The organism is Streptomyces sp. M41(2017) (assembly GCF_002078175.1).
In the GTDB taxonomy this organism is placed as follows: Bacteria; Actinomycetota; Actinomycetes; order Streptomycetales; family Streptomycetaceae; genus Streptomyces.
The window spans coordinates 992,645-1,010,680 of sequence record NZ_MWFK01000001.1 but is presented as its reverse complement, the minus strand read 5'-3'; the positions used below and the strand labels follow the sequence as shown (position 1 = coordinate 1,010,680).

The following is an 18,036-nucleotide window of genomic DNA, read 5'->3' as shown; positions in this document are numbered from 1 at the left end:
AGCGGTCAGCCCTTGATCGCGCCCTGCATGATCCCGCCCACGATCTGCTTGCCGAACAGCAGGAAGGCGATGAGCAGCGGCAGGGTGCCGAGCAGCGCGCCCGCCATGATGACGGCCTGGTCGGGGATGTATCCGGTGCCCAGCGAGTTCAGGGCGACCTGCACGGTCGGGTTCTGCTGGTTGAGCGCGATGATCGGCCACAGGAAGTCGTTCCAGGCCATCACGAACGTCAGCAGGCCGAGCACCGCCATGGCCGGCCGCGCCGCCGGGAAGACGACGTGCCAGACGACCCGCAGACTGCTGGCGCCGTCGACCCGCGCCGCCTCGATCAGCTCGGTGGGCAGCGCCTGCACGAGGTACTGCCGCATGAAGAACGTGCCGAAGGCGCTCACCAGGGTGGGCAGGATGACCGTCTGCAGCTGGTTGGACCAGCCGAGGTCGCTCATCCACAGGTACAGCGGGACGACCGCGAGCTGCGGCGGGATCATCATCGTGCCGATGGTGAGCACCAGCAGCAGGCCGGAGAACCTGAACCGCAGTTTGGCGAAGGCGAATCCGGCGAGCGTGGAGAACACGACCGTACCGACGGTGATGGTCCCGGCGACGATCGTGGAGTTGACCATCGCGGTGCCGAGCCCGGCCTGCTCCCACGCGGCCTGGAGGTTCTTGAACAGGTTCCCGCCGAACCACAGCGGGGGCGGCGACTGTGCCAGCCGCTCGTTGTTGCGGGAGGCCGCGACGGCCGTCCAGACCAGCGGAGCGAGCGAGACCAGCGCGAGGACGGTCAGGACGAGATAGGTGACCGGGCCCGCGTGGAGCTGCTTGCCCGCGCCCAGCATCCGACGGCGCCCGGGGACCCGGTCCTCCGGCTCCTTCGCCCCTGCCTGAGGTGCAGTCAGTTCAGTGGTGGTCATTGGGATTTCCTCAGCCGTCGGGTGACCAGCAGGTTGATCACGGCGATGATCAGCAGGATCAGGAACATGGTCCACGCGATCGCCGACGCCTTGCCGAGGTTGCCGATGGTCCAGCCCTGGTCGTACATGTAGAGGCCGAGCGTCTGGTACTGGTGCGCGGAGCCGCCCTTCGACCCGCTGACCCCGCCGAACAGCAGAGGCTCACCGAACACCTGCGTCGCGCCGATGGTGGAGACGACCACGGTGAACAGGATCGTCGGCCGCAGCATGGGGACCGTCACGTGGCGGAACTGCTGCCAGCGGCCCGCGCCGTCCAGCGCCGCCGACTCGTACAGGTCGGCGGGGATCGCCTGCATCGCCGCCAGGTAGATCAGCGCGTTGTAGCCGGTCCACCGCCAGATCACGATCGAGGAGACGGCGAACTGGCCGCCCCAGTCGGACTCGCGCCAGTTGATCGGGTCGACCCCGACGAAGTGGAGCAGCCAGTTGATCATGCCGCCGTCCCACGAGTACAGCAGCGTGAAGACGAGCGTCGCCGCCGCCACCGAGGTGGCGTACGGGGTGAGCATCACGACCCGCCACACGGTCGAGCCGCGCAGCCGGTAGTTGAGCAGGTGGGCGATGCCGAGGGCCATGACCAGCTGCGGCACCGTGGAGATCACGCCGATGGTGAAGGTGTTCTCCAGGGCGTTCCAGAAGAACTCCGAGGACAGCAGGTTCTTGTAGTTGTCGAGACCGGCCCAGGTCTGGTGGTCCAGGCCGGAGAGCTGCACGTTGTGCAGCGAGTACCAGGCCGTGTAGAGCAGCGGCACGAGCCCGAAGGCCCCGAAGAAGATGAAGAAGGGGGCGATGAACGCGTAAGGCGACGCCTTCATGTCCCAGCGGTACAGCCGGCTGCGCCAGGAGTCCGGGCCCGGCGGTGGCGTACCGCGACCCTGAGCGCCCCGGGCCGCGCCCGGCTGGGAGCCGGGCGCGGCGTCGGCGCTCGTCGCGGGGTGCGCGAGAGCCTGCTTGGAGCTGGTCACTGGCCGAGCACGTCCTTGATCTCCGCCTTGGCCGCGTTCCAGCCCTGCGAGGGGGACTTGCCCTTCTGCTCGACCTGGAGGATGCCCACGTCGGTGATCGCGGTGCCGATCGGCTGGTCCTTGGTGCCGAAGCTCTGGACCGGGATGGTCTTCGCCGAGTCGGCGAAGATCTGCGTGATCGGCGCGTCCGAGAAGTACGACGTCGTCGCGGCCGCCGGCTTCAGGGTGTCGTACGCCGCGGGCGTCGACGGGAAGCTGGCCTGCTTGGCGAAGACCTTCGCCTGCTGCTCGGGCGCGGTCAGCCACTTGGCCAGGGCGATGGCCTCCTTCTGGTGCTTGCCCGCCGTCGGCACGCCGATGAACGAACCGCCCCAGTTGGCCGCGGTCGGCGCGGCCGCCACGTCCCACTTGCCCTTGCCGGCGTCACCGGACTTCTCCTGGATGTAGCCCATCATCCAGGCGGGGCAGGCCACCGTGGCGAAGGAACCCTTGGCGAAGCCCTGGTCCCACGTCGGGTCGAACTGCTTCAGCTTCGCCGACATGTCGCTGGTCGCCACCGTCATCGCGGCGTTCCAGGACTTCTTCACGCCCGTGGACTTGTCCCAGATGACGTTGCCGTCCTTGTCGTAGTACCGCTGGCTCTCGCCACCGAGGGCCGCGTTGTAGACCGAGGAGGCGGAGTCCACGAACTTGGTGCCGCTCGGCGCCTTCTTCATGTACTGCTTGCCCAGGTCGACGTACTTGGCCCAGTCGCCCTGCCACTGCGCGGCGAGCTTGGTGCGGTCCGTCTCCAGACCGGCCTTCTTGAACAGGTCCTTGCGGTAGCAGATCGCCATCGGGCCGATGTCCGTACCGAGCGCGATGGTCTTGCCGGTCTTGTCGGTGGCCTGGGCGAGCTTCCAGTCCAGCCACTGCGACTTGTCGACCTCCTTGCCGAGGTCGACGAACTTGTCGGCCTGGGTCTGGACGGCCTCCGTTATGTTGCCGACCTCGATCGCCTGGATGTCGTCGGTGCCGGAGCCGGCCTGGAGGCGGGTGAGCGTCTTGGGCCAGTAGACGTCGGTGCGGGTGGTGACGTTCTCCTTGATCGAGATGTTCGGGTGCAGCTTCATGTACTCGTCGTAGAGACCGGCCTGCTTGTAGCCGAAGACGCCGAAGGTGCCGATGGACAGGGTCGTCTTGCCCTTGCCGTCGCCCCCGTTGTTCGCGTCCGACGAGCCGCTGTCCGGGTCGCTGGAACAGCCGGCCAGCAGCCCCGTGGCGAGCGCGGCGACGGCCGCGATGGCCCCCAGCCTGCGGGATCGGCGGGTACTCGTGCGCATTGCGTCCTCCTGTTGCCTGACGTGCCGACCCCCCGGCCAACTGCATTGGTGGCGCCCGTTGTTACTCGCTGCGGCTCGGGCGGGGAACGTGCGGGTTGTGTATGTGTCAGGTACTGTGGGAGCGCTCCCACCAGTGATGTGTTGAAGAGTCGTCGGTTCCCGCGGGGGTGTCAAGGGTGGGGGAGCGGAGAGATGCGTTCAGTTATCGGCCTGTTAGCTGAAGATGTCATTCCGCTACATGGCCAGAGTTGTCTTATAGCCCCTTCGGAGCCCGAAGGCGAGCGCCGGGGTGCGGGAAGGGCCCCACGCGGACGTGAGCGGCGCTCACCTCGGCGGACGGGGCTGTTAGATTCCAGGCCACTTGGTGTCGACGGGAGGGCGAAGCCCATGGCAGTCCACGGAGCGCGGGGCCGCAGCGGCGGGCGGCCCACCCTCGAAGAGGTGGCCGCGCGCGCCGGCGTGGGCCGCGGCACGGTCTCCCGGGTGATCAACGGCTCCCCGCGCGTCAGTGACGCGACCCGCGCCGCGGTCGAGGCGGCGGTCGCCGAACTCGGGTACGTCCCCAACACGGCGGCCCGGGCCCTGGCCGCCAACCGCACCGACGCCATCGCCCTGGTGGTCCCGGAGCCGGAGACCCGGTTCTTCGCGGAACCGTACTTCTCGGACATGCTGCGCGGTGTCGGGGCGGAACTCTCCGACACCGAGATGCAGTTGCTGCTGATCTTCGCGGGCAGCGACCGGGAGCGGGAGCGCCTCGCCCAGTACCTGGCGGCGCACCGCGTGGACGGGGTGCTGCTCGTCTCGGTGCACGCGGACGACCCGCTGCCCGACCTGCTCTCCCAGCTGGAGATCCCGGCGGTGATCAGCGGCCGGCGCTCGGCCGAGGAGACGCTGCCGTCGGTGGACTCCGACAACTACGGCGGGGGCCGCGCCGCCGTGCAGCACCTGGTCGCCCGCGGCCGGCGCTCCATCGTCCATCTCGCCGGCCGCATGGACGTGTACGGAGCCCAGCAGCGCGTCGCCGGGTACCGCCAGGGACTGCTCGACGCGGGCCGCCCGGTGGACGACCGGCTGATCGTGCCGGGCGACTTCACCGAGGAGGGCGGACGCCGGGCCATGACCCTGCTGCTGGAGCGCTGTCCCGACCTCGACGCGGTCTTCGCCGGCTCCGACGTCATGGCGGCGGGTGCCCGCCAGGTCCTGCGCGAGACGGGCCGTCGCATCCCGGACGACGTGGCCCTGATCGGCTACGACGACTCGGCCATAGCCCGCCACATGGAACCGCCCCTCACCAGCGTCCGCCAGCCCATCGAGGACATGGGCCGCGCGATGACCGACCTCCTCCTCGGCGAGATAGCGGACCGTCGCCCCGCCACCTCGCGCACCCTGGAGCAGCGTCAACTGGTGCTGCCCGCGGAGCTGGTGGTGCGGGCGTCGTCGTAGTCCCGGTGCTCCGGGTGCTCCCGGGCCGGGGGCGCATACCGTCCAGCGTTGAACCACTGGCCGGAAGTGCTCGTGTCGAGCGTCACACGTGGCAACTGTGTCGTTCGCACGTCGCGCTTCGACCCTTGTGCTGAGGCGGTGTGCGCAGATTCCCGCCCGTGGCGGATGCAAACGGAAGGGATCTTTCGGCCGTCCCCCGCCCGCTGGTGGCGGGGCCTGGGAATACCTGTGGAGACCGCTGATCCCCTGGACTAGCGTTGCCGTCGAACCGGGGGGAAGCGGTCCCTGACCAGGACCTTTTCGTGTCCCCCCACATCGATGATCAGGGGGAAGCAATGCGCAGGACTGTAGCCCTTGCCACCGTCGCGACCGCGCTCGCGGGATCGCTGGCCGGCTTCGGGGGCCAGGCGATGGCCGTGTCGAACGGGACGGCGCCACGAGTGTCGCAGGCGTCGTCTCAGGCGGCCGGTTGCGTGACGGTCGTCCGCTGGTACAACAAGCGCTTCAACCGCATGGTCGAGGTGAAGAACAGCTGCGCCCGCACGGCGTGCTTCAGCGTCACGGTGGCCGCACGGCGGGACCCGGACTTCTCGATCGGCAAGAACAAGAAGGAGTCCTTCGCCTACGGCGGGGTCGCCTGGACCAAGGGCTCGGGCATCAAGAACAAGGCCTGCTGACCCTCACCTCCCTCTCGCGGCCGCGTCCGGACCGTGAGCTGCGGTGACGGTCCGGAAGTGCCCTCCGAGCCGGGACGCGGGACCTCCCAGGTCTCTCGCCCGGAGCGGAGGGCGCTTCTTCGTGCGGCCACCGCCCCGCCACCTCCCGCAGCCTGGAGCGGCGCCGACGGTGCGGGCGTCGCCCTACGGGCGGTTCGGGTGGTTTCGACGCGCCCGGAATGCCTGGCCTGCGGTTTCCGTCCCTTCGGAGGGCTCGGTAGGGCAGGCTGATGGGCATGGTCCTGCATCCCTTGCTCGGAGTCGACGAAGTGCCCGCCGTGGAGACGTACTTGGGCCGGGTGGGTGAAGTGTTCACGGTGTTCCGTGAGCAGGACTCCGGGTGTGTGTCCTACGGAGTGCGCCTTCTCGACGGCGCCCGCTGGTTCGTCAAGGAGGCCGCCGACGAACGGGGCCGCCGCTCGCTCGACCGGGGATGGGCGTTCCACCGGTCCGTCCGGCACACCGCGATCGTGCCGCAGGTCCACCGGATGGCCGTCCGGGACGGGTGGGCGGTGGTCATGCCGTGGCGCGAGGGCGAGGTGCTGTACCACCCCACGGAGGGCAACCCGCGGGACCGTACGACCCCGGGCAGCCCGATGGCCCGCTTCCGGTCCCTGCCCGTCGCCGACATCCTGCGCGCCTACGACCGGGTCCTCGACGCCCACCTCGCCGTCGAGGCCGCCGGTCATGTCGCCGTCGACTTCTACGACGGCACGCTGCTCTACGACTTCACCGGCCGGACGGTCCACCTCGTCGACCTCGACGCGTACCGGCCCGGCCCCTTCGTCCTCGACGAGGAGCGGCTGCCGGGGTCACGACGGTTCATGGCGCCCGAGGAGTTCGAGCGCGGGGCCGTGATCGACACCCGTACGACCGTCTTCACGCTCGGCCGGGCGGCCCGTCTGCTGCTCGACGCGGGCGACGAGGAGCGGGCCTGGCGCGGCACCCCGGAACTGCTGGCGGTCGTCGAGCGCGCCACGTTCCCCGCTCCGGACGACCGCTTCCCCGACGTCCACCACTTCGCGGCGGCGTGGCGCACGGCCGGCGGTGCCCGGCAGCGCTGACCTCAGCCACGCACCGTCCGTTCCCAGCGGACCTCGCCGTCCTGCCACGTGCCGGTCGGCGAAAGACCCGCCGCCGCGGCGACGGCGGCGGAGGCGTGGTGGGCGGGGTGGACATGTGCGACGACCGTACGGACGCCGAACACACCCGTCAGCAGCGGGACCAGGGACCGGGCCGCCTCCACCGCGTACCCGCGTCCCTGCCAGGGCGTCCCCACCACCCAGGCGATCTCCGCGGCCTCCCCCTCGACGGTGGCCTGGACGGTCCCCACCAGGCACCCCTCCGGACGCGCCCGGAGCACCCAGTTGCACCAGACGACGGCGGGGTCAGGGGAGCCCGCGACGAGCCGTTCGTACCGCGTCCGCAGCGCCTCGGCGGTGAGCGGCTCCCCTCCGATGAACGCGTGCAGCGCGGGATCGGACAGCACGGCGGCCATCTCCTCGGCGTGCGCGGCGCGCAGGGGGAGCAGGTCGAGCCGGGCGGTGGTGGTGGCGGGCTCGGGGTCCATGGTGTCTCCGTTCAAGCGGCCGCTCGGGGGCCGGGGCACCCCGGGAACGCAGTCAGCCGGTGACCTGTTCAACAGGTCACCGGCTGACTGCTCAGGGTGAGTGACGGGACTTGAACCCGCGGCCACCTGGACCACAACCAGGTGCTCTACCAACTGAGCTACACCCACCATGTCCGGTCTTCGTGCTTCTCCGACCGGCCGAGAAAAAGTGTACAGGGTCGGAAGGGGTGCTCGCGCACGGCTTTTTCCGGGGCCCGGACGGGCCCCGGCAGGGGCCTACTCGGTGGGTACGACGTGCTTGGCGGCGATGGTGCGGGCGGTGTCCGAGTCGGGTCCGGGCTGCGGGACGAAGATCGCCTCGCGGTAGTAGCGGAGCTCGGCGATGGACTCGCGGATGTCGGCGAGCGCGCGGTGGTTGCCGTTCTTGTCGGGGCTGTTGAAGTACGCCCGGGGGTACCAGCGGCGCGCCAGCTCCTTCACCGACGAGACGTCGACGATGCGGTAGTGGAGGTAGCCCTCCAGGCTCGCCATGTCGCGCAGCAGGAAACCGCGGTCGGTGCCGACGGAGTTCCCGCACAGCGGCGCCTTGCCGGGCTCCTTCACGTGCTCCCGTACGTAGGAGAGGACCTGCGCCTCGGCGTCCGCCAGGGTCGTGCCCCCGGCGAGCTCCTCCAGCAGACCGGACTTCGTGTGCATCTGGCGCACCACGTCCGGCATCGTCTCCAGGGCGGCGTCCGGCGGGCGGATCACGATGTCCACACCGTCGCCGAGTACGTTCAGCTCCGAGTCGGTGACCAGCGCGGCCACCTCGATGAGCGCGTCATCCGACAGCGAGAGCCCGGTCATCTCGCAGTCGATCCACACCATGCGATCGTTCATGTGTCTCACCCTACGGCCCGCCCCGGCCGGGTGGACCCGCCCGTGCGCCGGGCCGCCGCGCCGGATCGCGCGGCGCACGGCGTGCGTGAGGGCCCGCACCCGAAGGCGCGGGCCCTCACGGACAGGGCGGTCGGGCTACGGCGCGCTGCGCTGCCCGGGCAGGCCGGCCCTGCCCGCGACGTACAGCTCGGGCCGTTCGCGCAGCGCGTCGGGCGCGAGCGCCGAGGCGCCCAGGGCCGCCGCGGTGCGGCGGGTCTGCATCGGGACCGGGCCCGGATGCTCCTGGTGCACCGACGCCGGCGGGCCGACCGGACCCGTCGCGCTCTCCGGGTCCAGCGAACGTTCCGCCTGCGGCCGGCGGGCGCGGTACGCCGCCCGGTACGCGGCCGGGGACGATCCCAGCTGGCGCCGGAAGTGACCCCGCAGCGCGACCGGTGAGCGGAAGCCGCAGCGGCCCGCCACCTCGTCGACCGAGTAGTCGGACGTCTCCAGCAGCCGCTGTGCCTGCAGCACGCGTTGCGTGATCAGCCACTGCAGCGGAGCACTGCCGGTCAGCGAACGGAACCGGCGGTCGAAGGTGCGGCGGCTCATGTAGGCGCGCGCCGCCAGCGTCTCCACGTCGAACTGTTCGTGGAGGTGCTCCAGCGCCCAGGCGACGACCTCGGCCAGCGGGTCGGCGCCGATCTCCTCCGGCAGCGACCGGTCGAGATAGCGTTCCTGGCCGCCACTGCGCCGGGGCGGCACCACCAGACGCCGGGCGAGCGCGCCGGCGGCTTCGTTGCCGTGGTCCGTGCGCACGATGTGGAGGCAGAGATCGATTCCGGCCGCCGTCCCCGCCGAGGTGAGCACGTCGCCGTCGTCCACGAAGAGCTCGCGGGGGTCGACGTGCACCGACGGATAGCGCTTGGCCAGTGTCGGTGCGTACATCCAGTGGGTGGTCGCCGGACGGCCGTCCAGTAAACCGGCCGCGGCCAGCACGAAGGCGCCGGTGCACAGTCCGACGATGCGGGCACCTTCCTCGTGCGCGCGGCGCAGTGCGTCCAGTGCCTCCTCGGGTGGTGGCGAGGTGATCGACCGCCAGGCGGGCACGACCACCGTGCCGGCCCTGGAGATCGCTTCCAGGCCATGTGGTGCGGTGAGTTCCAGGCCCCCTGTGGTCCGCAGCGGGCCTTCCTCGCCGGCACACACCAGAAGGCGGTAGCGCGGCACGCCGGCGTCCTGGCGGTCAATCCCGAACACCGACAACGGTATGGAACTCTCGAAGATGGGGCCGCCGCTGAACAGCAGCACCGCGACGATCTCCTTGCGGCGTCGCCCGGACAGCTTCCGGGCCGCGGCATCCGGCGCGGCAGTGGAGTCGTGGCTCATCCTGCTAAGCCCCCCTCGGTGGTCGCGGCTCCCTCAACCTTTCGGGTTTGTCGCTCCAACACATTTCCCCTCGGTCCTGCACGAGTCCCCCGCCGTAAGACAAGATCGAATCTACTGTGTCCCGTGGCGCCAAGGTGACCAGATCGGTACTCCGCAGAATGTCGACATGGCAACTTGGCGTGAAGCATTCGATCACGAAGCGTTGCACTCGTGGGCCGTGCAGGGAAGTGCGCCTCGTGGCCGTGGCCAATCCACGTAGGGTGCGCGCGCCCTCCGTACCCCTTTCGGTGCAGGTGGAACGGGGGTTGGGGGGTCGTTCGACCAAGGGATGGGCCATAACCAGAAGTTGGCTGAAAAGAAGCGCAGGAGTGCGCGCAAACCGGTCAGTCGACCGGCTGGTTCCCCGCACCGTGACGCCCGCCACGACGGGCTCCCGAGCCGCTCGCGCCGCGTTGGCCGCTCCCCGTCCCCGTACCGTTCCCGCGTCCCGCGCCCGCCGCCGGACCCGGTGCGGTCCTCCCGTGCCGGCCCCGCTGCTGCGGTGTGCGCTGCCGCGCCGACGACCGTTCGGCGTCCCGCTGTTGCTCGCGCAGGACCGCCGCGCCGCGCTCGGACCGGCGCAGCAGCACCAGGCAGGCTCCGGTCACGGCCGCGAGACCGAGGGCGGTTCCGGTCGCGCCGGCCAGTGAGGTGCCGTACCAGAAGAGGACCACGGGGACGAGGACGCAGCTGAAGGCCGCCCAGCGGACCAGGTCGCTCACCGTGTCGGTCGCGGGCGCCGGTGCGGGGCGGGGGGCCGCGTGCGGACCGGGGTGCACCGCGGGGCGTGATCCGGACGGGGGTGCGGCGGGGCGCGATCCGGACGGCGGCACGGCGGAAGAAGAGGACGGGGCGGACGGGCGGGGGGCGGTGTCGGGTCCGGGCACGTTCTGCTCCCTAGTACTCCTGTTGTTCTCCATGCTCTCCATGGCGGTGGCTGCGCAGGGTTCAACGCCTGGTCGACCGGCCGGTCACTGCCCGGGCGCCCGACTCCGCCGTCCGGCAGGGTGGTACACGACGCGTGCACCCGCCCCGGACGGTCAGGAAAGCGCCCGTCCCCGGGTGAACCCCGTGCAAACCGCCTGTACGGGGCAGCAACCATTGCGTTACGGGCGCCTCTCATGCATGCTCCCTGGAACGCCGCGTAAGGCGCGCGGGATCTGGGCAGAGGAGGCGTGCCGCCGTACCCTTGGGGGTATGGGGTCGGGAAGATGTTTCCCGGACACAGCTCTGCCGATCGCAGTCGTCCCCACCACGAGGATCCAGACGCCGAGACAATCATGGCCGGTCACGAATTCTTCGATCACGCGGACCGCAAGCGCCCGCTCGCCGATCCCACGGCGGCCGAGCCCCTGGCGGCGGAAGCTCCGCGCCAGTCCTGCGATCCCGCCTTCAAGCACGGCGTCGTCGTCGGTTTCGACGGCTCGACGTCCAGCGAGCGCGCCCTCGCCTACGCGATCGGCATGGCTCACCGCTCAGGCTCGGGCCTGATCATCGTGCACGTGGCCAACCGGCTGCCCACCACCGTGTGGGCGGGCTGCGAGCCACCCGTCTTCGTCGACGTCCCCGACCACCGCACCGAGGTGCTGGGACTGGAACTGGCCTGCGCCGAGTACCTCTCCGAGGTCCCGTGGATCCTGGTCGAGCGGGGCGGCGACATCTGCCACGAACTCGAAGAGGTGGGGCGGGAGTACGAGGCGGACGCCATCGTCGTCGGCTCCACGCAAGGCATCGTCGGGCGCATCTTCGGCTCCGTCGCGGGGCGGCTCGCCAAGCGCGCCAGGCGCCCCGTGATCGTCATTCCCTGACGTCGCGTCACGCTGGCCGCACCGATTCGGGGAGCGGCCATCCCCTTCTCCGCGCGCTTCTGCGCGCGACGGGTCAACCTACCGGCGCGTAGCGGGTGTTCGTGCCCTGGTGGGGGGAATACACCGGACGCCGGTCCTTGTGGCGGCGACCGCCGGGACGCGCATCTTCCGCACCGGACAGCAGGACACCCGACGCCGCCCCCGGACTGCCGCGACGCGCCGCGGCCGGGGTGTGACGGCCACCGGCTGGGATCGGCGCGGGCCGGGGCAATTGGGCGGCTCCGGCCCTTCGGGAACGGTCCCCGTGCACAGGTGGCGCGCACGGGGACCGTTCATGTCCGGCTCTTCGTGGGGGACTTGGCGGAGCGGACTACTCGACGGTGACCGACTTGGCCAGGTTGCGCGGCTTGTCGATGTCCCGGCCGAGCGCCAACGCCGTGTGGTAGGCGAGCAGTTGGAGCGGGATGCCCATCAGGATCGGGTCCAGTTCGTCCTCGTTCTTCGGGACGACGATCGTCTGGTCGGCCTTCTCCTGCTCCTGGTGCGCGACCGCGAGGATCTTGCCGCTGCGGGCCTTGATCTCCTCCAGCGCGGCGCGGTTCTTCTCCAGCAGGTCGTCGTCCGGGACGATCGCGACCGTGGGGAGCGCCGGCTCGATGAGGGCAAGGGGACCGTGCTTCAACTCCGAGGCCGGGTAGGCCTCGGCGTGGATGTACGAGACCTCCTTGAGCTTCAGAGAGGCCTCGCGGGCCACCGGGTAGCCCCGGACGCGGCCGATGAACAGCATCGAGCGGGCCTCGGCGTACTGCTCGGCCAGCTTCTTGATCTCGTCCTCGCGCTCCAGGATCTCGGAGATCTGCGCGGGCAGTTTCCGCAGGCCCTCGATGATCCGCTTGCCGTCGCGGACCGACAGGTCACGGGTGCGGCCGAGGTGCAGGGCGAGCAGCGCGAACGCCACCGTCGTGTTGGTGAAGCACTTCGTCGAGACGACGCAGACCTCGGGGCCCGCGTGGACGTACATGCCGCCGTCCGCCTCGCGGGCGATCGCGGAGCCGACGACGTTGACGACGCCGAGCACCCGCGCGCCCTTGCGCTTCAGTTCCTGCACGGCGGCGAGCACGTCGTACGTCTCACCGGACTGGGAGACGGCGACGTACAGGGTGTCGGGGTCGACGACCGCGTTGCGGTAGCGGAACTCGGAGGCCGGCTCGGCGTCCGCGGGGATGCGGGCCAGCTCCTCGATCATCTGGGCGCCGATCATGCCCGCGTGGTACGAGGTGCCGCAGCCGAGGATCTTCACCCGGCGGATCTGGCGCGCCTCGCGGGCGTCCAGGTTCAGGCCGCCGAGGTGGACCGTCGAGAACCGGTCGTCGATCCGGCCGCGCAGCACCCGGTCCACGGCCTCGGCCTGCTCGTGGATCTCCTTGTGCATGTACGTGTCGTGGCCGCCCATGTCGTAGGACGCGGCCTCCCACTCCACGGTGGTCGGCTCGGACGTCGTCCGGGTGCCCTCCGTGGTGTAGGTCCGGAAGTCGTCGGCCTTGAGGGTGGCCATCTCGCCGTCGTCGAGGGTCACGATCTGGCGGGTGTGGGTGACCAGCGCGGCGATGTCCGAGGCGACGAACATCTCCTTCTCGCCGATGCCGAGCACGACGGGGGAGCCGTTGCGCGCCACCACGATGCGGTCGGGGAAGTCGGCGTGCATCACGGCGATGCCGTAGGTGCCCTCGATGACCCGCAGGGTCTCGCGGACCTTGTCCTCCAGCTTCTCCTGCTGGGACCGGGCGATGAGGTGGGTGAGGACCTCGGTGTCGGTCTCGGAGAGGAACTCGACGCCGTCCGCCTCCAGCTTCTTGCGCAGGTCGGAGGCGTTGTCGATGATGCCGTTGTGGACGACGGCGACCGAGCTGTCGGCCGACATGTGGGGGTGCGCGTTCACGTCGGAGGGGGCGCCGTGCGTGGCCCAGCGGGTGTGGGCGATACCGGTGGTGCCGGCGAACCGCTTGGGGACCTTGGCCTCCAGGTCACGGACCCGGCCCTTGGCCTTGACCATCTTCAGGCCGGCGGCCTTCGGGGAGGTCACGACGATGCCCGCCGAGTCGTAGCCGCGGTACTCCAGGCGCTGCAGGCCCTCCAGGAGCAGCGGCGCCACGTCACGCCTGCCGATGTATCCGACGATTCCGCACATATATACGTATTCCTCAGCCGTAGACGATGCGGCGCAGCTGCCGGAGGGTGAGCTCGGGCGGCGCGACCGCGCGGTACTTCAGGTCCGCCTCGATCCGATCGAAGATCGTCGCGTTCACCAGGCCCTGTGCCTGGAGTTCGCGGTGGCGGCGACGGACGTACTCCTCGGTCGTCTCGTCGAACCAGGCGAGCACGTCCTGGACCACACGCAGCGCCTCGCCCCGGCTCAGGGGCGTGGACCGCGTCAGATGATCAACAAGTTCGTCGTGCACCCGTTGATCCTGGGGTACCGGAAGGCGATTCGCAAGAATTCTGCCCGATATCGGGCAAGCGGTTGTTGAAACTCTTATGGACCGCTGTTTGCGCGCTGTCCATCCGGCGTCTTGCGCCCCGTCGATTGCCGAGAGCAACTTCTGGAGCCATGGACACTCCACGCATGGGCGTACCCGAGCGGCTCGCCGAGAACATGAGCATGGCCGAGCAGCACGAGTACCTGCGCGCCAGGTTCTCCCGGCGCAACATGATCAGAGGCGGCGCCGTGACCCTCGGCGCCGTCGCGGGCGGCGCCTTCGTGCCCGCCGCCGTCGCGCAGGCGGCGGTCCCGGCGCGGCGGACCTCCGCCCCCGCCGCGGCGGAGAAGGCGGACGGCGCGCTCGTCGCCCCCTTCGGACGTCACCTCGCCTTCGGCAACGACCCGCGTACCGAGATGACCGTCTCCTGGCAGGTACCGACCGCGGTCAGCCGCCCCTACATCCGCATCGGCGCCCACCCCTGGGACCTCTCCCGCAAGATCGACGCCGAGGTCCGCACCCTCTACACCCCGGCCGGCGTCGGCGCGAGCGGCGACCACACCCAGTACTACCTGCACGCCAAGCTCACCCGTCTGCGCCCCGGGAAGACGTACTACTACGGAGTCGGCCACGCCGGCTTCGACCCCGCCGCGCCCCACCTCCTCGGCACGCTCGGCACCTTCACCACCGCGCCCGACCGCGCCGAGCCCTTCACCTTCACCGCCTTCGGCGACGAGGGCGTCGGCTACCACGGCCTCGTCAACGACGCGCTGCTGCTCGCCCAGAACCCGTCCTTCCACCTGCATGCCGGCGACATCGCGTACGCGGACCCGTCCGGCGCGGGCAAGAAGGAGGACACCGGCTTCGACTCGCGCATCTGGGACCAGTTCCTCGCCCAGACCGAGACCGTCGCCAAGCAGGTCCCCTGGATGCCCGCCTACGGCAACCACGACATGGAGGCCTGGTACTCGCCCAACGGCTACGGCGGCGAGGAGGCCCGCTGGACGCTGCCCGACAACGGCCCCGACAAGGCCAACCTGCCGGGCGTCTACTCCTTCGTCCACGGCAACACGGCGATCATCTCGCTGGACGCCAACGACATCTCCTTCGAGATCCCGGCCAACCTCGGCATCTCCGGCGGCACCCAGACGAAGTGGCTGGAGACCCAGCTCAAGAAGTACCGGGCCGCCCGGGACATCGACTTCATCGTGATCTTCTTCCACCACTGCGCGTACTGCACCTCCACGGCGCACGCCTCGGAGGGGGGCGTGCGACAGGAGTGGGTGCCGCTGTTCGAGAAGTACACCGTCGACCTGGTGATCAACGGCCACAACCACCAGTACGAGCGCACCGACGTCATCAAGAACAACGCGGTCACCAAGAAGCTCCCGATCGGCGGCACCGCCTACCCGGAGACCGACGGCGTCGTCTATGTCACGGCGGGCGCGGCCGGCCGCAGCCTCTACGCCTTCACCGCCCCCGAGTCCTACGAGGGCAAGGAGAACGAGGTCGAGTCCGTCGCCTCCTTCGTCAACCTGAAGGACGGCAAGCAGAACGAGACGGTCACCTGGTCGCGCGTGCGCTACCTCAACTACTCGTTCCTGCGCGTCGACGTCACGCCCGCCTCCCGGGGCCGCCTGGCCACCCTGAAGGTCCGCGGCATCGCCGAGACCGGCGCCGAGGTCGACCACTTCACGGTCGCCCGCCGGGCCAAGTAGGCACCCCCGAAGGCCCCGTGCACCCCGGGCGCCGGGGGTACGGGCCGCTGGTCCCGCGAGCGGGCGGTCCTCGACGCGTCCGTGTCCTCACAGGCGCTTGAGGACCGCCTGCTTGGCCAGCGCGAACTCCTCCTCGGTCAGGACGCCCTCCCGGCGCAGCTCGCCCAGTTCCCTGAGCCTGCGCAGCAGGGCGTCGTGATCGGCCTCGGACGCGGGGGCGGGGATGGCCGCCCGGCCCGCTCCCGCGGCCGGCGGCGCGGGCTCCTCGGGCACGGACACCGCCGGATGCGGCAGCCGCGCCTGCACCGCCGCGGCGATCAGCGCCATCAGCGGATCCTTCTTGAAGCCCCACAGCTCCACGGAGTTGGGGTCGTACTTCGGCGGCGCCTTCGTCTCCGCGCCCCGCACGGAAAAGCGCAGACAGCCGTTCTCCAGACCCACCGCCGGATGCCACTCGACGGCCGTGATGTCGCCGAGGGCGAGCGTGCGCGCACCGGCCGCCGACTTCGCCTCCTCCGTCTTCCAGTTCCAGTCCAGGCGTACGGACTCCCCGTCGAAGGTCGCCGTGCCGTCACCGGCGGAGGCGGACAGCGGGACCGCGGGACCGGGCAGCAGATAGCCGTCGACCGGCCCCGCCGGCACCTCGTCGAGCAGCAGCGCGTTGCGCACCTCGTCCACGAAGTACTCGGCGACGCCGAACCGGTCCGCCTCGACCGTCAGCTGGTACGGGTCGTTCGGCTCGCCGAGCTTGCCGCCCGTCGCCTGGAGCAGAGGGTCCGCGCCGTCCCGCAGCCGCAGCCTCAGCCGCCCCGCCTTCTTGCCCTGCTCCAGCGACACACCCGCCAACGCCCCCAGCGGGACGGTGAGTTCGCCCAGCTCCTTGCGCAGCAGGCCGACGTTCCTGTCCCGTCCCGGGGTCAGCCGCAGCGCGTCGCCGTCGAAGACCCAGGTGCCGTCCCGCTGGATGATTTCCGCCATGCAGGGGATTGTTCCACCGCGACTGCGGGAGAGTGGTCTCGACCAATTCGACGGCACGGTGAGCGGCCCGCCCCCAGGGCCGTTCGGAGCCCGTGCCGGGCATCGATGGGAGCGCATGTGAGACAGCACCACAGAACGCCCCGCCTTCTCGGAACACTGCTGCTCGTCGCCGCGGCCGGCCTCTCCCTCTCCGGAGCCGCCCCGACCGCACCGGCCACCCCCTCCACCCCCACCCCCCTCGGCCGGGTCGTCCCCGCCCCCGCCTCCGTCGACCCGGGCGGATCCCCGTACCGCGTCACCAGGGACACCCGCATCCGCGTCGACGACTCCCGCGCCGTCCGCGCGGTCGGCGCCTACCTCGCGGACGTCCTGCGCCCCTCCACCGGCTACCCGCTGCCCGTCACGGCCCGCGGCGACGGGCAGATCCGGCTGCGACTCGGCGGCAAGGGCCTCGGCGAGGAGGGCTACCGCCTCGTCAGCGGCAGGTCGGGCGTCACCATCACGGCCGGCCGCCCCGCCGGCCTCTTCCACGGTGTCCAGACCCTGCGCCAGCTGCTGCCCGCCTCCGTCGAGAAGAGCACCGTCCAGCCCGGACCCTGGCCGATCGCCGGCGGCACCGTCACGGACACCCCGCGCTACGGCTACCGCGGCGCCATGCTCGACGTCTCCCGCCACTTCTTCACCGTCGCCCAGGTCGAGCGCTACATCGACGAACTCGCCCTCTACAAGGTCAACACGCTGCATCTGCACCTCAGCGACGACCAGGGCTGGCGCATCGCCCTCGACTCCTGGCCGCGCCTCGCCACCCACGGCGGCTCCACCCAGGTCGGCGGCGGACCCGGCGGCTTCTACACCAAGGCCGACTACCGCCGGATCGTCCGCTACGCCGCCTCCCGCTACCTGGACGTCGTCCCGGAGATCGACATGCCCGGGCACACCAACGCCGCGCTCGCCTCGTACGCGCGGCTGAACTGCGACGGGGTCGCGCCACCGCTCTACACCGGCACCGAGGTCGGCTTCAGCTCGCTGTGCGTGAACAAGCCAGTGACGTACGACTTCGTGGACGACGTCCTCCGCGAACTGGCCGCCCTCACCCCGGGGAAATACCTCCACATCGGCGGCGACGAGGCCCACTCCACCAGCCACGCCGACTACGTGACCTTCATGGACAAGGTGCAGCCGCTCGTCGCCAAGTACGGCAAGAAGGTGATCGGCTGGCACCAGCTGACCGGAGCCACTCCGGCGAAGGGCGCCATCGCCCAGTACTGGGGGCTCGACGACACCGACGACGCCGAGAAGGCGCAGGTCGCCCGCGCCGCGCAGAACGGCACCGGCATCGTCCTGTCACCCGCCGACCGGCTGTACCTCGACATGAAGTACACCGCCGACACCCCGCTCGGCCAGGACTGGGCCGGACTCGTCGAGGTGCGCAGGGCGTACGACTGGGACCCGGGCGGCTACCTCGCCGGCGTGCCCGCCTCGGCCGTCAGGGGCGTCGAGGCGCCGCTGTGGACGGAGACCCTCGCGACCTCCGCCGACATCGACGTCATGGCCTTCCCGAGGCTGCCCGGCGCCGCCGAACTCGGCTGGTCGCCAGCGTCGACACACGACTGGGACACCTACAAGGTGCGCCTCGCCGCGCAGGCCCCGCGCTGGGACGCGCTCGGGATCGGCTACTACCGCTCGCCCCAGGTCCCCTGGCCCGCGAGCTAGCCCCACCCGGCCCGACGTGCCGACGGGCGCCCCGGAGGACCGTCTCCGGGGCGCCCGCCCGTGTGC

General features: G+C 70.7%; 16 protein-coding genes and 1 tRNA gene. 6 read left to right on the top strand and 11 right to left on the bottom strand.

Annotated features, from left to right (window positions below; translation table 11 throughout):
* Window positions 1–5: 5 nt before the first annotated feature.
* Genes B0675_RS04455 through B0675_RS04445 form a run of 3 tightly spaced genes read right to left on the bottom strand, consistent with a single transcriptional unit; the run spans window position 6 to window position 3,261 of the window.
* Window positions 6–914 (bottom strand): carbohydrate ABC transporter permease, encoded by a 909-nt coding sequence (locus tag B0675_RS04455; protein WP_179165242.1) that lies wholly within the window; start codon window positions 912–914, stop codon window positions 6–8.
* Window positions 911–1,939 carry a sugar ABC transporter permease gene (locus B0675_RS04450; RefSeq protein WP_081217423.1) on the bottom strand — a complete coding sequence of 343 codons (1,029 nt, stop codon included), beginning with the start codon at window positions 1,937–1,939 and terminating at the stop codon, window positions 911–913. The genes B0675_RS04455 and B0675_RS04450 overlap by 4 nt, the downstream gene beginning before the upstream one ends.
* Complete coding sequence (locus B0675_RS04445) at window positions 1,936–3,261, bottom strand: ABC transporter substrate-binding protein (protein ID WP_081217422.1); 1,326 nt, start codon at window positions 3,259–3,261, stop codon at window positions 1,936–1,938. The genes B0675_RS04450 and B0675_RS04445 overlap by 4 nt, the downstream gene beginning before the upstream one ends.
* 387 nt (window positions 3,262–3,648) lie before the next feature.
* Here B0675_RS04445 and B0675_RS04440 point away from each other — a divergent pair, with 387 nt between their 5' ends.
* The 3 genes from B0675_RS04440 (at window position 3,649) to B0675_RS04430 (ending at window position 6,484) form a co-directional block, all read left to right on the top strand.
* Window positions 3,649–4,704: a LacI family DNA-binding transcriptional regulator gene (locus tag B0675_RS04440; protein WP_081217421.1), complete on the top strand. Its 1,056-nt coding sequence runs from the start codon at window positions 3,649–3,651 to the stop codon at window positions 4,702–4,704.
* A gap of 335 nt (window positions 4,705–5,039) precedes the next feature.
* Window positions 5,040–5,381 (top strand): hypothetical protein, encoded by a 342-nt coding sequence (locus tag B0675_RS04435; RefSeq protein ID WP_081217420.1) that lies wholly within the window; start codon window positions 5,040–5,042, stop codon window positions 5,379–5,381.
* A gap of 275 nt (window positions 5,382–5,656) precedes the next feature.
* On the top strand, window positions 5,657–6,484 hold the full coding sequence (locus tag B0675_RS04430) for a serine/threonine protein kinase (protein WP_081221581.1): 828 nt from the start codon (window positions 5,657–5,659) through the stop codon (window positions 6,482–6,484).
* Between the two features lie 2 nt (window positions 6,485–6,486).
* Here B0675_RS04430 and B0675_RS04425 read toward each other — a convergent pair whose 3' ends face one another.
* From B0675_RS04425 to B0675_RS04405, 5 genes are all read right to left on the bottom strand, one after another.
* Window positions 6,487–6,990 (bottom strand): GNAT family N-acetyltransferase, encoded by a 504-nt coding sequence (locus tag B0675_RS04425; protein ID WP_081217419.1) that lies wholly within the window; start codon window positions 6,988–6,990, stop codon window positions 6,487–6,489.
* A 95-nt stretch (window positions 6,991–7,085) separates the two neighbouring features.
* Window positions 7,086–7,158, bottom strand: a tRNA-His gene (locus tag B0675_RS04420).
* A gap of 108 nt (window positions 7,159–7,266) precedes the next feature.
* Window positions 7,267–7,869: an oligoribonuclease gene (gene orn / locus B0675_RS04415; protein ID WP_081217418.1), complete on the bottom strand. Its 603-nt coding sequence runs from the start codon at window positions 7,867–7,869 to the stop codon at window positions 7,267–7,269.
* Window positions 7,870–8,004: 135 nt separating this feature from the next.
* Complete coding sequence (locus tag B0675_RS04410; RefSeq protein ID WP_081217417.1) at window positions 8,005–9,237, bottom strand: helix-turn-helix domain-containing protein; 1,233 nt, start codon at window positions 9,235–9,237, stop codon at window positions 8,005–8,007.
* A 383-nt stretch (window positions 9,238–9,620) separates the two neighbouring features.
* A complete protein-coding gene (locus tag B0675_RS04405) occupies window positions 9,621–10,055 on the bottom strand; it encodes a hypothetical protein (RefSeq protein ID WP_081217416.1) in 435 nt (144 codons plus the stop codon).
* A 501-nt stretch (window positions 10,056–10,556) separates the two neighbouring features.
* Between B0675_RS04405 and B0675_RS04400 the strand changes: the two genes are divergently transcribed.
* Window positions 10,557–11,084, top strand: coding sequence for a universal stress protein (locus tag B0675_RS04400; protein WP_081217415.1), 528 nt, complete (start codon window positions 10,557–10,559; stop codon window positions 11,082–11,084).
* A 370-nt stretch (window positions 11,085–11,454) separates the two neighbouring features.
* Here B0675_RS04400 and glmS read toward each other — a convergent pair whose 3' ends face one another.
* Both glmS and B0675_RS04390 read right to left on the bottom strand, forming a co-directional pair.
* The gene (gene glmS / locus B0675_RS04395) at window positions 11,455–13,272 is read right to left on the bottom strand and encodes a glutamine--fructose-6-phosphate transaminase (isomerizing) (RefSeq protein ID WP_081217414.1); all 1,818 of its coding nucleotides are present in this window, start codon (window positions 13,270–13,272) and stop codon (window positions 11,455–11,457) included.
* 13 nt (window positions 13,273–13,285) lie between these two features.
* Window positions 13,286–13,543 (bottom strand): hypothetical protein, encoded by a 258-nt coding sequence (locus B0675_RS04390; protein ID WP_081217413.1) that lies wholly within the window; start codon window positions 13,541–13,543, stop codon window positions 13,286–13,288.
* Between the two features lie 164 nt (window positions 13,544–13,707).
* Between B0675_RS04390 and B0675_RS04385 the strand changes: the two genes are divergently transcribed.
* A complete protein-coding gene (locus B0675_RS04385; protein WP_179165241.1) occupies window positions 13,708–15,279 on the top strand; it encodes a metallophosphoesterase family protein in 1,572 nt (523 codons plus the stop codon).
* 87 nt (window positions 15,280–15,366) lie between these two features.
* Here B0675_RS04385 and B0675_RS04380 read toward each other — a convergent pair whose 3' ends face one another.
* Window positions 15,367–16,257 carry a DUF4429 domain-containing protein gene (locus B0675_RS04380; protein WP_081217411.1) on the bottom strand — a complete coding sequence of 297 codons (891 nt, stop codon included), beginning with the start codon at window positions 16,255–16,257 and terminating at the stop codon, window positions 15,367–15,369.
* Window positions 16,258–16,374: 117 nt separating this feature from the next.
* Here B0675_RS04380 and B0675_RS04375 point away from each other — a divergent pair, with 117 nt between their 5' ends.
* On the top strand, window positions 16,375–17,970 hold the full coding sequence (locus B0675_RS04375; RefSeq protein ID WP_277624389.1) for a beta-N-acetylhexosaminidase: 1,596 nt from the start codon (window positions 16,375–16,377) through the stop codon (window positions 17,968–17,970).
* Window positions 17,971–18,036: the final 66 nt, after the last annotated feature.